We start from the raw sequence: 13726 nt of genomic DNA, 5'->3' as shown, positions 1-13726 counted from the left end.
CCCGGCGCCGTGGTCGCCGGGCGCGAAGAAAGGCCGAACAATGTCCGCATCCCAACCATCGGCTGCGGCGGGGGACAGCGCAGTCAAGAGCTGCGACGTCTGCATCGTCGGGGCCGGTATCACTGGACTCAACGCCCTCTTTGTCGCCAGCCGATATCTGGCACGCGATCAGAAGGTCATCCTGGTCGACCGCCGGCAACGAGTAGGGGGCATGTGGGTCGACACCTATCCGTACGTGCGACTGCACCAACCCCACGGACTGTTCACCGCCGGGAACATCAAGTGGACACTCGGGCAGGATCGCTCCTACCTGGCGACAAAGGATGAGGTTCTCGATCATTTCGACCACTGCCTCGACCTCATCAAGCAGCGGGTGCGGGTCGAGGAACTTTTCGGCTGGGCGCTGGAATCCGACGGCGAAACCGACGGGATGGTGCGGATCACCTGCAAGTCCTCCGACGGCCGGCTTCTGACGGTGCAGGCGAAACAACTGATCAAGGCTTACGGCCTGCGCATCGCGGCGAACGACCCGCTGGAGATCTCGAGCCCGGATGTCCGTTCTGTGTCTCCCGACAACTGCGACATGCGCGGCGACGAAATGCGAGCCAGCGACGCCCCCGTGTGGATCATTGGCGGCGGTAAGACGGCCATGGACACCGCGCACACACTCGTCACCGAATACCCCGGCCGGGAAGTGAACCTGGTGGCCGGTTCCGGCACGTACTTCAACAGCCGCGACCGACTCTTCCCCGCAGGAGCCCGGCGATGGTGGGGCGGAACGCCCGTGAGCGGTCTCGCACAGGGCGTGGCCGGGCGTTTCGACGGGACCAACGAGACCGATATCGGGGACTGGTTCCGCGCCTGCTACTGCACGTGGTTGACCCCCACCACCGGCAACTACCTGTTCGGCAACCTGTCCGAATCGGAGAACACGACGATCGCCGCCGGCCTGAACGACGTGATCATGGATCACCTCGTTGATGTCGTCGACCGCAACGGTTCAACCGAATTGATGTTCCGCAGTGGGTCCACCAAGGCGGTCCGGCCGGGCAGCTGGATCGTCAACTGCACGGGATACGTCCTTCGGGAGGACCACCCCTACGAGCCCTATGCTTCGGTCGACGGTGCCGTGCTCTCGATCCAGCCGCGGTCTGCCACGATGCACCTGACGTCGTTGATGGGCTACTTCCTGCCTCACCTGCTGTTCCTGGGCGAGATTGGGAACGTCCCGCTGTATGAGCTCGACCTGCAGGATCTGCGAAAGAAGTCGAAAACGGTACTTCCCTACGCGATGGTGTCACTCGTTCAGCACAACCTCAGCCTGATCGCAGACAGTGTCCCGACCAAGGTCTTCCTCGACTGCGGACTCGACCTGGATCGCTGGTACCCGCTGCCACGCCGCATGGTCAGTACCGCTCGGTTCATGCTCACCCACCGCCGCGAACGCGAACACCACCGCCACACCCTCGACACCGTGCGCGAACGCTTCGACATACGGTGTGGCCCGCTGACAAATGCGGTGCCGCGGTTGTGATCTCGGTCAGGACCGTGGCGACATGACTGGGCAGCGCGGGTTCTGGCCGGCGACAGGTCACCGAGATTCGAGCAGGGAGGTATCGGTGGTGGTTACGAGGTCGAGTTCTGGCGGGATGGGCAAGCGACCGTCCGAGGAGACGTTCTCCGAGCAGGAGCGTGCCGCGATGAAGGACCGGGCCGCGGAACTGAAGACGCAGGGTCGGCGCGGTCGCGGTGCGGACAAGGCGGCGGCCGACGAGGCAGATGTGCTGGCCAAGATCGCCCAGATGCCGGAATCGGATCGTGCGCTGGCTGAACGCGTGCACGCGATCGTGGCCACCGTGGCCCCGGAACTGGCGCCGAAGCTCTATTACAGCCAGCCCGGCTACGCCAGGCAGGGGAAGGTGGTGTGCTTCTTCCGCAGTGGACAGATGGACAAAGAGCGATACTCGACGTTCGGGTTCAGCGCGCAGGCGAATCTCGACGACGCCAGCGGTCTGTGGCCGACTTCGTATGCGCTCGCCGAGCCGACCGAGGATGCCTGGGAAAGGCTTGCTGAACTCGTTGAGCAGGCTGGGAAGCAGCCTTGACAAGAAGTAGTTTCGCGCGGCGTTCGCCAGCGTGCCGCACGTCAACGCGCATGGAGTAGAGATGCCCGATCACAGCCCTGCCTCGACAGCCATCGCCCCGCCGAACGGCGTCCCCAACGCGCAGATCGTCCGGTGGGCTTTCGACCGCATCGACGCCAAGGACGTCGGCAGCCTGCGCGACTTCTGGACCGCCGACTCCATCGTCAACTTCCCGACCGGGACATGTCGCGGGACCGACGAGATCGCTGCCTACTTCGAGCAGGTCTTCTCCGCCGTCGCGGACTTCGCCTTCGAGATCGTCTCGATCGCCGAGTCCGGCGACGACGTCCTCGTCCACTGGCACCTGACCGGACGGCACGACGGCACCTTCGCCGGCATCGCCGGCACCGGGCGGCGAATCGACTTCGAGGGATTCGACCACTTCGTCATCGCGGACGGGAAGGTCGTCACCAACACGGTGCGCTACGACCAAATGGAGTTCGCCCGCCAGATCAAGCTGCTCCCGCCCGACGGATCGATTGCGGATCGCGCGATGAAGGCCGCCTTCAACGCCAAGACACGTGCAGTGGGCATCGCTACTCGGCGTCGCTAGCTCGCGTGCACGCGGGTCGCGCACCCGATCCCGTCATCTTCAGCCTGGACTACCCGCCGTACCCGTTCCGCGGCGCCGCCATCGCCTTGGTCAGCCTGCCGATCGAAGCCCCGATCGCGAGTTCGTCCGCAAGCGCCGCGAGGCGTTCCTGATCGACCGGCGCGGCGGGCAACGGGTCCGGACGCGACATTTCGACCTCCGCGTCGGTGGCCACACGAACGACAGGGAGCGCGGCGTCGAGGTACTCGGACGCGGCGGTGATCTTGGCCCGGATCCCCTTGGCCAGACCGGATTTCGGATCGTCGACGGCCGCGCGGAGCGCCGCGACGGACCCGTATTCGAGCAGCAGAGCCGACGCGGTCTTCTCACCGACCCCCTTGACACCTGGCAATCCGTCGGACGGGTCTCCGCGCAGCAGGGCCAGCTCCGCGTACCCGATTCCGGGCCGATCCGCGGGCACGCCGTACTTCTCCGCCACCTCGAGGGGACCGAAGAGCTCGGCCTTGGAGAGCCCGCGTCCGACGTACAACACCCGCACCGGCACCGGCTCGTCCGCGACCACCTGCAGCAGATCGCGATCGCCGCTGACCACCACAACGGTGTCGGAGCGCTCGCGGGCCGCGAGGGTGCCCAGCACGTCATCCGCCTCGAAACCCTCGGCGCCCGCCGTGGCGATGCCTGCCGCGGCGAGCACATCGAGAATCATGTCGACCTGCGGCGTCAGGGTGTCCGGCACCTCCTCGACGTCGGGGCCAACGGCGGTCTCCACCGCGACGCGGTGGGTCTTGTAGGACGGCACGGCGTCCACCCGGAACTGCGGGCGCCAGTCCAGATCCAGGCACACCGCCAACCTTTCGGGCTGATGCCTGGCGATGAGCGAGGCGACCATGTCGGTGAACCCGCGGACCGCGTTGACCGGCCTCCCATCGCGGGAGGTGAACGATTCGGGCAGCGCGTAATACGCGCGGAACCACAGGCTCGCGCCATCGAGGAGGAGCAAGGGGCCAGTCATGGCCCCCATCCTGCCAAACCGAACTAACCTGAGTGGCATGAGTTCCCACGGCGATTCCGCGAGCACCTCATCCGGCAGTGCAGATGCGGCCGGCAGCCCTGAAATTCCCATCGGTCGACATGCGCAAGCGCCCTCGCGCTTCCCGACCGCGATCTACGCGGCCCGACTGCGCCGGGCCGCCGAACTCACTGCGGCGGCGGGCCTCAACGCCCTGCTCATCACGCCGGGGCCGGATCTTCGCTACCTGCTCGGTTCCCGCGCGGACTCGTTCGAGCGGCTCACCTGCCTCGTCATTCCGGCTGACGGATCCGGCGCGTCGGTGGTGGTTCCGCGGCTGGAATTGGCCGCACTCGGCGATTCCGCGACGGCCGAGTTGGGCCTGACGGTCCGGGACTGGGTGGACGGTGTCGACCCGTACGCGCTGGTGGCGTCGGGGCTGCCAGCGCCCGCGCGGACGGCCGTCGCCGACGCGATGCCCGCGCTGCATGTCATCCCGCTCACCGCGGCCTTCGGTGCGCCGCCGGTCCTGGCCACCGAGGTGCTCCGGGAACTGCGAATGATCAAGGACCCGGCCGAGATCGACGCGCTGCGGCGTGCGGGAGCGGCGATCGACCGGGTGCATGCTCGAATGGCGGAGTGGCTTCGACCGGGCCGGACGGAGGCCGAGGTCGCGTCGGACATCGGTGCCGCGATCATCGCCGAGGGTCACACCGCGGCGGAGTTCATCATCGTCGGATCCGGCCCGCACGGGGCGGACCCGCATCACGAGGTCTCGGATCGGGTGATCGAATCCGGCGATGTCGTCGTCATCGACATCGGTGGCCCGGTCGAGCCGGGCTACAACTCCGACTCGACCCGCACCTACAGCCTGGGCGAGCCGTCGTCGGCGGTGGCCGAGCGGTTCGCGGTGCTCGAGCGGGCGCAGCGGGCAGCCGTGGACGCCGTTCGTCCCGGCGTCACGGCCGAATCGGTCGACGCCGCCGCCCGCGACGTGCTGGCAACGGCTGGCCTCGCGGACGTGTTCGTGCACCGCACCGGACACGGGATCGGGCTCTCGGTCCACGAGGAGCCGTACATCGTGGCCGGAAACCGTATCGAACTGGCCGAGGGGATGGCCTTCAGCATCGAGCCGGGCATCTACTTCCGGGGCGACTGGGGTGCCCGGATCGAGGACATCGTGGTCGTCACCGCGGACGGCTGCGAGTCCATGAACACCCGTCCGCACGGACTGACGGTGCTCGGGGACTGACCCGGCGCTGTCCCGGGCGGGTCCTGGCCGCCTGAACCGGGATTCCGCTGGTAAACGGCGCAGAACAGATGTGTCCGACGTCACCGCAATTGGATCAGTTAGCGTGAACGCATCCAAGATCGGAGGGTGGCGTGGCTACGCACACACGGGAGAGCGAAACAACGTTCTCCGCACAGTATTTCGACCCGGGCGACCGATGGGTTCCCGGGGATCGCCGGTGGCTGGGAATGGACCGGCGGACTCTGTTGCCCGCGCTGGTGGTGCTGGCGCTGGCGTTCCTGCAAGCGATCGTGATCCCCAACATCAATGACGCGATCACCGAGAAAGACGTCACCACGGCCGGTGACGTCATCGCGGTGCAGGATGGCATCACGTTCACAGCGGCCGCTGGCTGGTCGCTGGTCAGCGGCGAACGCCGCAGCGACGAACCCACCCGTGCGGGATATCCGGCCTCAGCGGTCCTCACGCGCGGCGGAGCCCAGTTCGTGGTGCGAACCGGCAAGTTCACCGGTGACCCGTCCGCGCTGCTGGCGCAGATCGAGCGCACCGACGCCGCGCTGAAGGGCGCGTTCACCGCGACCGGCGATCCGGTGGCGATCGTGGCACGTACCGGCGAACCCGGGGTCATCACCAAGTACGCGGCACCCGGCGCCGACGGCGTGCTGGCAGCGTTCGTCTTCGGCAGCACCGGTGTCGAGGTCATCGCAGTCGGACCCGCGCAGCCTGGCCACGACCTGCTCACCGAGGTGGGTCAGATGATCGCCGATATCGGCAGCACCGGTCAGGAGACGAAATGACCACCACCGCTTCCAGCCCCGCGGCCGAACTCACCCGTGCGCGTTTCACCGCCATCGAGGAATCCGGGTGGGGTCGGTCGTTCACCTTCTACCAGCCGCGCAATCTCGCGTTCTGGGTGTATCTGCTGCTCACCGCGTCCGGTGCGATGCTGTTCGCTACCCGCATCCAGAGCACTTACCCGGCCTACGGCCGCGCCATCTTGGTCACTGCGGTCGTGTTCGCCGTCTATGGGGCGATCTTCTGGTGGTTCACCCAGCACATCGACCGCTACGCCCGCCAGCCGATGAAACTACTGGTCGCGGCCTTCTGCTGGGGTGGATTCGCGGCCACCTGGTCGATGGCCGCCTACGCCAACGACGCACTGATCAGCATCTACGGCAAGCTGTTCGGTCATGCGTGGGCACAGGACTGGGGAGCGGGCCTGGCCGCGCCGTTCACCGAGGAAACAGCCAAGGGTTTCGGGTTGCTGCTGCTGATCGCGCTGGCGCCCCGGTTGGTGCGCACCGCCTTCGACGGCTTCATCCTCGGCGCGTTCCTCGGCCTGGGATTCGAGATCATCGAGGACATCGCCTACGGAATGAATGCCGGCGCTTCGCAATTCGGTGCCGACCAGGTCGAGGCTTCGCTATCGACGGTGTTCTTGCGCGTGGCCACCGGCGCCACCGGCCACATCCTCTACACCGCCCTGTTCTGCGCCGGGCTGGTGTATCTGCTGGGCCGCCCCGCCGAACCGCGTCGCATCGGCCGTGGCCTGCTATTGATCATGACCGCCATGGTCCTGCACGGACTGTGGGACTCGATGGCCAACTTCGCCAGCAGTGAAGCCGCCGCGCTCGGGCTGATCGCCGCGGTCATGGTCATCGCGCTGCTCATCGTCGCGCGGGTGTTCGCGATAACCGTGCCGCGCGAACGACTGTTCCTGGCCGACATCCTCGCCCCCGAGGTCGAGGCCGGATTCGTCACCAGCGCCGAAGCCGACGCCGCATGCGGAAACGCCAAGGCACGCCGCATCTTCCGTCGATCCGGAGACCGTGCGGCCCGTCGACGCAACAGCTACGTCCTCGACGCGGTTTTTGACCTGGCCGACGCCCTGGCCACCGACCACTGCGGCGAAACACCCCGCGTCGAATTCGCTCGCGCCGAGGTGGCCCGCCTCCGCGACGGCCGCGCACCCTCCCAGGCCCTGCTCCCGGTGCAACTCTGACCACGGGTCCACGCAACTGACAAGCCCGACAACACGGGCAGCCAGACTCCGTGAACGGCAGTGGCCCGAGCTCAGCTCGGGCCATTGCCTGTTGGTTGACGCGGGGGTCGTCAGAGGCCGAGCGCGGTGACGGCGTTGCCGTGCAGGCCCGCGTGCTGGCGGGAGTAGATCGCGATCATCCGCTGGTCGGTGTGTCCGCTCTGGGTCATGATCTGTTCTGCGCTCGCGTCGTTGCGGACCGCCTGGGTCACGAATCCGGCCCGCAGGCTGTGCCCGCCGAGCAGGGCCACGAATTCCTCGGCATAGCCCGCGCCGATGGCGCGACGCTGAATCATCGACGCGATCGCCTGTCCGGACAGGGCCTGCGAACCCAGCCCTCCGGTGCGATGCACGGGCCGGAACAACGGCCGGACGGCGGCCTCGGGACGCCCGAGCACCCCGCGACAGCGGTGCTCGAGGGGTTCCATGGCCGCCGCCGAGAGCAATTCGCGCACAGCAGGTTTGCCGTCCCGGTCCCACACGTCCAGCACCTCTCGCCACCGCCAGTACGCACACACCGGGCAGGTGATCTCGGCGGAGCCATAGGGCAGCGTGACCGTACGTCCCGCCGCGGCCTGGTCGGTCTTCGACCGGCGGATCGTCACGTACAGCCCGTCCGCCCTGTGCGGGACGACATCACCGACGGCGAGCGCCGACAACTCCGATCGGCGCATCGCCCCGGTCAGTCCGATCAGCAACAGTGCCGAATCCCTCCGCTCCGCGGCCCGATCGGCCCAGGAACCCTTCGCGGAGCGGTCACGCATGGATTCGACAATGGTGCGTATGTCGTCGGTCAGCAACGGTTCGCGCCGGACCGGCGGCGTCGCCCTGGTGCGGGCGATGCCGCGCAGGATCTCGCGCACGGTGGGGGACTGCCCGGGCTTCGGATGACCGGCCAGGGAGTGGATCTTGTTGATCGAGGCGACCCAGCGGGTCATGGTCGCCGACGCGTATGCGGGCCGTCCGTCTTGGCGGACCTCCGAGGACTTCTCGGTCAGGAACCAGCCGACGAGGTCAGGGGAGGCCGGGATGGGGTTCCGTCCGACGCGGTCGCACCAACGGGTGAAGTTCTTCCAGTCACTCATCTGCGCGGCCCGGGTGTTGGGGGAGACCGATTCGACACGCAGTCGGTGCATCGCCGCGGCGGCGTCGGCCGGGACCGCGAGAGCACTACTCGCCGCGTCGTCCGCGGGCAGGGTTTCGAGTTCGGCCGGCACCTCTGAAAGATACGTCAGACGGCCCGGCGCGGCGCCTGCCCGACGAGGTCATCCATTGCGCCGCAGCCGGAGCCGGCTGTAGGTGACGACTGCGAGCACGCAACTGATGAGCACCAGCATGGCGATGCTGAGCAGCCACCACGACGCGGCGTGCTGCCAGAGCGTGTCGGCCTCGGTACCCGCGGCATTCGTGACCAGGTCCACCGTTGAGGCGGCGGCCGCGAATCCCCAGCGGGACGGGAAGAGCCACGCGAACTGCTCGAGCACGGCGCGTCCAGTGATCGTGATCAGTCCTCCACACATCACCAGCTGCGCCATGATCGTGACCACCAGCATCGGCAGCACCTGCTCGTTCGAGCGCGCCACCGACGACAACGCCAATCCGACCAGCACGCAGGAGCAGGTGGTGACGGCGATGTCCACGATCAGTTCGACGGATCCGGACGGGATCATGCTGCCGCGACCGGGGAAACCCTTGCCCGCGAAGACGATCAGCACCATGATCACCGACTGCACGATCGCAGCGGCGCAGAACACGACGATCTTCGCCGTCAGGTAGGCGGACGGCAGCAGGCCGGCGGCACGTTCGCGGTGATAGATCAAGCGCTCGCCGACCAGGTCGCGAATGGTGAGCGAGCAACCCATGAAGGCGGCGCCGAGAATCAGCACCACCAGGATCTGGGTGAGTTCCCCGGATACGTCGGTACCCGACGGCCCGAACCCGGTGTCGCCCGGCACGAGCAAGGCCAGCCCGCCGAGCACGAAGGGCAGCAGCGACAGGAAGATCAGATAGCCCCGGTCGGCGCGGATCAACCGAACCTGGCGGCGGGCGACGGTGCTCAGCTGCCTGCGCCGCGAGGTGTGCGCGGGACTCCCGAGCGGCCCGGGCGAGCTCGGTGGGGGCGCCTCCACCGTCGGGCGGGTGGCGCGGTACTCGGCGAAAACTCCGTCGGGGTCGGCCGCGACGCGGGCGAAAATGTCGGCCCAATCGGTGCTGCCGAGCGCGGCCCCGACCCGGTCCGGCGGACCAACGTAGGCGGTCTTGCCGCCCGGTGCGAGGAGCAGTACCTGATCGCACATCTCGAGGTACGACAGCGAATGCGTGACGATGACGACGACGCGGCCCGAATCGGCGAGGCGGCGCAACGTTGCCATGATCTGCCGGTCGAGCGCGGGGTCGAGACCCGAGGTCGGTTCGTCGAGGATCAGCAGGGACGGGCCGGTGAGCAGTTCCAACGCGACCGACGCGCGTTTGCGCTGTCCGCCGGAGAGGCGATCGACGCGGGTGTCGGCATGCTCGGACAGCTGCAGTTCGTCGAGCACCGTCGCGATCACCTCCTCGCGGTCGGCCCGGGTGGTGTCCGGCGGCAGCCTCAGCTCCGCGGCGTAGCCGAGGGCCTGCCGGACGGTCAGCTGCCGGTGTACGACGTCGTCCTGGGGAACCATGCCGATGCGGGAGCGCAGCACCTGGTATTCGGTGTGCACGCTGCGCCCCTCGAACTCGACGACGCCGTCCGTAGGGCTTGCCGAACCGGAGATGATGGTGGCAACTGTGGTTTTCCCCGCGCCGGAGGGGCCGATCACGGCGGTGAGACTGCCGGGCGCGGCGGCGAAGGTGACATCCTCGAGCAGGCGCCGCCCGCCGTCGATGGTGAGTCCGACGCCGTCCACCCGCAGACCGCCTGCGGACGGGGTTATGGCCTGCCGTGGAACGAGTCGGCCTTCCTGCACGGCGAAATCGGTGTTGCCGATCGTGACGACGTCGCCGTCGATCAGCTGTGCGCGCGACACCCGGGCGCCGTCGACGAACGTTCCGTTGACGCTCGCCAGGTCGTCGATCTCGAGGCCGGACGGCACGTTGTGGACGATGGCGTGGTGGCGTGAGGCCAGCACGTCTCGGACGACGATGTCGCTGTCGGGCGACCGTCCCACGGTGAGGGATCCCGCCGGGACGGTCTCGTGTGGTGTCGGGGGCGGGGCGCTCGCGGTTCCTACCTCGATCGTCGACTCGTCCCATTGACCGCCCACGACCTGTCGCGTCGCGTCGGGATCTTCGATCGAGATCCGCACGACGGGTCCCTCGACCGCGTCACCCAGACGGACGAGGACGGGGCTCGTGACGGGGACCGTTTCTCGGCGCTCACCGTCGAGATAGATCCCGTTCTTACTGCCGGAGTCGACGAGCTGCCACCCATCGTCCCACCGCAGCCGTGCGTGCTCGCGCGAGACCATCGGATCGACGATCGTGATCTCCAGTTGCGGATCACGACCGATGCGAACAGCGATGTCGGCGCCGTAGCTTGCGCGGCCGTGGTCGGTCTCGACCACAACACGCGGGTGCTTCCTTTGCGCCCGGTCGTCCATCGCCACGGCCTCCGGTCAGCGTCGGGCGTAGAGCGTCGACTCATCCATGGTCGCACGCACGCCCCGGGATCCGTCGGCAGAACGGTCACTCTCGGATCCCCGTCGCCGACCCGGAAATCTGCGGCGCGCACGGCGCCAAGACCGCCCAGCTTGTAACTCACGATAAGTGGGGATTATGACGATCAAGAATCATCGTTTCATTACCGATCGCGTTACGTAACTTGTAACGTAACGTAACTATAGAGCCGACCGGCAACGATCAGGGGAGTGCACGTGAACAGCGAGGACGTGAATGACGCGGTGGCCGTCGAGGAACCGAAGGTGCGACCAGGCCGGCCCCGTCAATACGCCAGCGACGCAGACCGTGTCCGGGCCTTCCGCTCGCGCCGTAAGGCCCGCGAGCAGCAGGGCGAACTCGAGGCGCTCACCAGCGCGACGCCGAGCGAGGTAGTCGGGGTCCTCCAACGGACGCTCGAGGACCTCCGAGCCGTCACCGCCACTTCGGTCGAGCAGTTCAACGTGTTCGCCCGGCAGATCACCGCGGCAGTGGACAAGCTCACCGACCCGGACGCGCTCGACGTGGCACTGCACCGCGCCACCGTCGAACTCGCGCAGACGAAGGCGAAGTACGAGACCGACCTGGCCGAGCTGCGGACACGGCACGACGCCGCGGTGGAGGATCGGGCGAACGCGGAGGCAACCGTCGACGCGGTCGACGCCGAACTCTCCGCCGCGGTCGCGGATCACCGGCTCGAACTCGAACGACTGTCCGCGGACCATCAGGCCGAGCTCCGAGGTCTGGAGGAGACGCATGCGGGGGCGCTGAGAGCCGCGACCGAGCGGGTCGCGGCCGTTGAGGTGGATCGCGACACCCGCCTGTCGGCGGCAGAATCCGACCTCGACGAACTGCGCAGCAGGTTCCGCGAGGCGCAGTCCCTGGCGGAGGCGGCCGAACGAAGCGCCGCGACCGCCGAACAGTCCGCGGCCGCCTCCGAGCAGCGTGCCGTTCAGGCCGGCGAGGCGGCCGAACAACGCCTCGCGCAGGTCGTCGCCTCGGCCGAACAACGCATAGCCGACATGCGCGCCGCCGCCGAACTCGCGGCGACCACTGCAGCGGAGGCCGTCGCGCGGCTCGAGAAGTCCGTCGACCACGAGCGGGCGGCGGCCACCGCCGCCCGTGAACGCGCCGACACCCTCAGGGACGACCTCGAGCGGGCGCGCCTCGACACCGGGGAGGCGCGCACCGCCGAGGCCGCACTGCGCGAGAAGTTGGACGAGCTAGGCCCCCGCTCTCGCGATGGTGGGACGGCGGAGACCGCGACCACCTGACGCGAAGTCGCAGTTAGAATCCGGTTTTCGCCCAGCTTCGGGGCGTTTCCCACGCCGGAGGGTCACGCCGGAAATCGTCGGGACCGCTCAGATCGGTCAACGGCGCACCCGATAGCGCAGGTGAAGCACCCGGTTGCCCTGAATCGCCACGTCAGGATCCTCCAACAGGTGCTGCGCGTGGACCGACCCGAAGTAGCGCTTGCCGGACCCGAACACGACGGGTACGACGTCCATGCGCACCTCGTCGATCAGGCCCGCGGCAAGCACCTGGCCACCGACGTCGCCAGCGGCGACCTCGACTATGCGGTCACCCGCAAGCTCCTGCGCCTTGGCCACGGCCACCTCGACGCCGTCGACGAAGTGAAAAGGCGCCTCGGGGTCCCAGCCCTCGGGCTCCGGCCGGTGCGTCACGACGACCACGTGGTCGACCCCGCCCGGAGGCTTCCCGTCCCAGCCGTCCGTCATGTCGAAGACGTGGCGGCCGACGACGGTCACCCCGATCTGGTCCCAGTACGGCCGGGTGTAGTCGTAGGACGTCTGCGACACCTTCAACACGCCGCTCTCGTCCAACGGCACGTCACCGCTGGTCAACCAGTCGAACAGCGGTCCGGGCTGGTCGTTCTCGTCCGCGACGAAGCCGTCCACCGACACCGAGCTGTACATGACCACCTTGCCCATGGGGCGCTCCTTTGCGTTGGGGTGCCCCCAAATTAGCGTGTCGTGAGCTGTCCTCCTTGGGCGTTGATCGAGGAACTGCCCGACCCCGCGATTCCTTGACAGGTCCTCGCCGCGTGGAACCATGGTGAATGGGTATTCGCGATACACACCGCGACCACAGGAGCGCTGTCATGACTGTTTCCTCACCGACCAGACAGGGATTCGGATCGATCCGCGCGGGCGGACTGAACTGGGATTCCTTCCCGCTGCGACTGTTCGCGAAGGGGAACTCGCTGTTCTGGGACCCGGTGAACATCGACTTCCGGCGGGACGCCGAGGACTGGCGTGGGCTGACCAGCGAACAGCAGCGCAGCGCGACCTACCTGTGCACCCAGTTCATCGCCGGTGAGGAGGCCGTCACCGAAGACATCCAGCCGTTCATGAAGGCGATGTCCGCGGAGGGCCGGCTCGCTGACGAGATGTATCTGACCCAGTTCTGCTTCGAGGAGGCCAAGCACTGCCAGGTGTTTCGGCTGTGGATGGACGCCGTCGGACTGACCGGCGATCTGCACCCCTTCGTCGCGGACAACCCGTACTACCGGACCCTCTTCTATGAGGAGCTCCCCGGAGCAATGCGCATACTCGAGACCGACCCGACTCCGGCCAACCAGGTGCGGGCCAGCGTCACCTATAACCACGTGATCGAGGGCAGCCTCGCCCTGACCGGGTACTTCGCCTGGCAGAAGGTGTGCACGAAGGAGGGGATCCTCCCCGGAATGCAGGAACTGATCCGCCGGATCGGCGTCGACGAGCGCAGGCACATGGCGTGGGGAACCTTCACGTGCCGTCGCCATGTCGCCGCCGACGACTCGAACTGGGGTGTCGTGCAGCAGCGGATGGCCGAGCTGATGCCGCTGGCGCTCGGCATGATCGACTGGGTCAACAACCAGTTCGAGGTCCAGCCGTTCGGGCTCGACGAACAGGAGTTCGTCGACTACGCGGCCGACCGCGCGCAACGCAGGCTGGTCGCCATCGAGTCGGCCCGCGGCCGCCCGGTCGAGGAGATCGATCTCGACTACTCGCCCGAGGTACTCGAGGACGAGTTCGGCAGGGAGGACGCTGCCGTGTTCGTCGAGGCGGCCGAGTGATTCTGCGGGACC

Annotated in this window: 12 protein-coding genes; 8 read left to right on the top strand and 4 right to left on the bottom strand. The window is 67.7% G+C overall.

Features of this window, described 5'->3' with window-relative positions:
• Positions 1-40: 40 nt before the first annotated feature.
• The 3 genes from ACFXMV_RS05905 to ACFXMV_RS05895 all read left to right on the top strand — a co-directional run bounded on the left by ACFXMV_RS05905 (position 41) and on the right by ACFXMV_RS05895 (position 2697).
• Positions 41-1534: a potassium transporter gene (locus ACFXMV_RS05905; RefSeq protein WP_378503135.1), complete on the top strand. Its 1494-nt coding sequence runs from the start codon at positions 41-43 to the stop codon at positions 1532-1534.
• Positions 1535-1649: 115 nt separating this feature from the next.
• The gene (locus tag ACFXMV_RS05900) at positions 1650-2105 is read left to right on the top strand and encodes a DUF1801 domain-containing protein (protein ID WP_378503136.1); all 456 of its coding nucleotides are present in this window, start codon (positions 1650-1652) and stop codon (positions 2103-2105) included.
• 61 nt (positions 2106-2166) lie between these two features.
• Positions 2167-2697, top strand: coding sequence for an ester cyclase (locus tag ACFXMV_RS05895; protein WP_378501235.1), 531 nt, complete (start codon positions 2167-2169; stop codon positions 2695-2697).
• A gap of 49 nt (positions 2698-2746) precedes the next feature.
• Here ACFXMV_RS05895 and ACFXMV_RS05890 read toward each other — a convergent pair whose 3' ends face one another.
• Positions 2747-3709 (bottom strand): 5'-3' exonuclease H3TH domain-containing protein, encoded by a 963-nt coding sequence (locus ACFXMV_RS05890; RefSeq protein WP_378503137.1) that lies wholly within the window; start codon positions 3707-3709, stop codon positions 2747-2749.
• A 37-nt stretch (positions 3710-3746) separates the two neighbouring features.
• On the opposite strand from ACFXMV_RS05890, the gene ACFXMV_RS05885 reads away from it, so the two are divergent.
• The 3 genes from ACFXMV_RS05885 to ACFXMV_RS05875 all read left to right on the top strand — a co-directional run bounded on the left by ACFXMV_RS05885 (position 3747) and on the right by ACFXMV_RS05875 (position 6960).
• Entirely contained in the window at positions 3747-4958 is a 1212-nt protein-coding gene (locus tag ACFXMV_RS05885; RefSeq protein ID WP_378501237.1) for a M24 family metallopeptidase, read from the top strand.
• Between the two features lie 227 nt (positions 4959-5185).
• Positions 5186-5755, top strand: a complete 570-nt coding sequence (locus ACFXMV_RS05880; protein WP_378501238.1) for a hypothetical protein — start codon at positions 5186-5188, stop codon at positions 5753-5755.
• On the top strand, positions 5752-6960 hold the full coding sequence (locus ACFXMV_RS05875) for a PrsW family intramembrane metalloprotease (RefSeq protein WP_378501239.1): 1209 nt from the start codon (positions 5752-5754) through the stop codon (positions 6958-6960). The genes ACFXMV_RS05880 and ACFXMV_RS05875 overlap by 4 nt, the downstream gene beginning before the upstream one ends.
• A 110-nt stretch (positions 6961-7070) precedes the next feature.
• Here the strand turns inward: ACFXMV_RS05875 and ACFXMV_RS05870 are convergent, their stop codons facing one another.
• Both ACFXMV_RS05870 and ACFXMV_RS05865 read right to left on the bottom strand, forming a co-directional pair.
• A complete protein-coding gene (locus ACFXMV_RS05870) occupies positions 7071-8216 on the bottom strand; it encodes an integrase (RefSeq protein ID WP_378503138.1) in 1146 nt (381 codons plus the stop codon).
• Between the two features lie 48 nt (positions 8217-8264).
• On the bottom strand, positions 8265-10580 hold the full coding sequence (locus ACFXMV_RS05865; RefSeq protein ID WP_378500422.1) for an FHA domain-containing protein: 2316 nt from the start codon (positions 10578-10580) through the stop codon (positions 8265-8267).
• A 273-nt stretch (positions 10581-10853) separates the two neighbouring features.
• Here ACFXMV_RS05865 and ACFXMV_RS05860 point away from each other — a divergent pair, with 273 nt between their 5' ends.
• Complete coding sequence (locus tag ACFXMV_RS05860) at positions 10854-11909, top strand: hypothetical protein (protein WP_378503139.1); 1056 nt, start codon at positions 10854-10856, stop codon at positions 11907-11909.
• 96 nt (positions 11910-12005) lie between these two features.
• Here ACFXMV_RS05860 and ACFXMV_RS05855 read toward each other — a convergent pair whose 3' ends face one another.
• Positions 12006-12587, bottom strand: a complete 582-nt coding sequence (locus tag ACFXMV_RS05855) for a dihydrofolate reductase family protein (RefSeq protein WP_378503140.1) — start codon at positions 12585-12587, stop codon at positions 12006-12008.
• 170 nt (positions 12588-12757) lie between these two features.
• Here ACFXMV_RS05855 and ACFXMV_RS05850 point away from each other — a divergent pair, with 170 nt between their 5' ends.
• Positions 12758-13714, top strand: a complete 957-nt coding sequence (locus tag ACFXMV_RS05850; protein ID WP_378501137.1) for a R2-like ligand-binding oxidase — start codon at positions 12758-12760, stop codon at positions 13712-13714.
• Positions 13715-13726 lie beyond the last annotated feature (12 nt).

The sequence above is a fragment of the Rhodococcus sp. NPDC059179 genome (genome assembly GCF_042754885.1).
GTDB lineage: Bacteria > Actinomycetota > Actinomycetes > Mycobacteriales > Mycobacteriaceae > Rhodococcus_G.
Note: the sequence above shows the minus strand (reverse complement) of the source record. Positions and strands in the feature narration are given on the sequence as shown.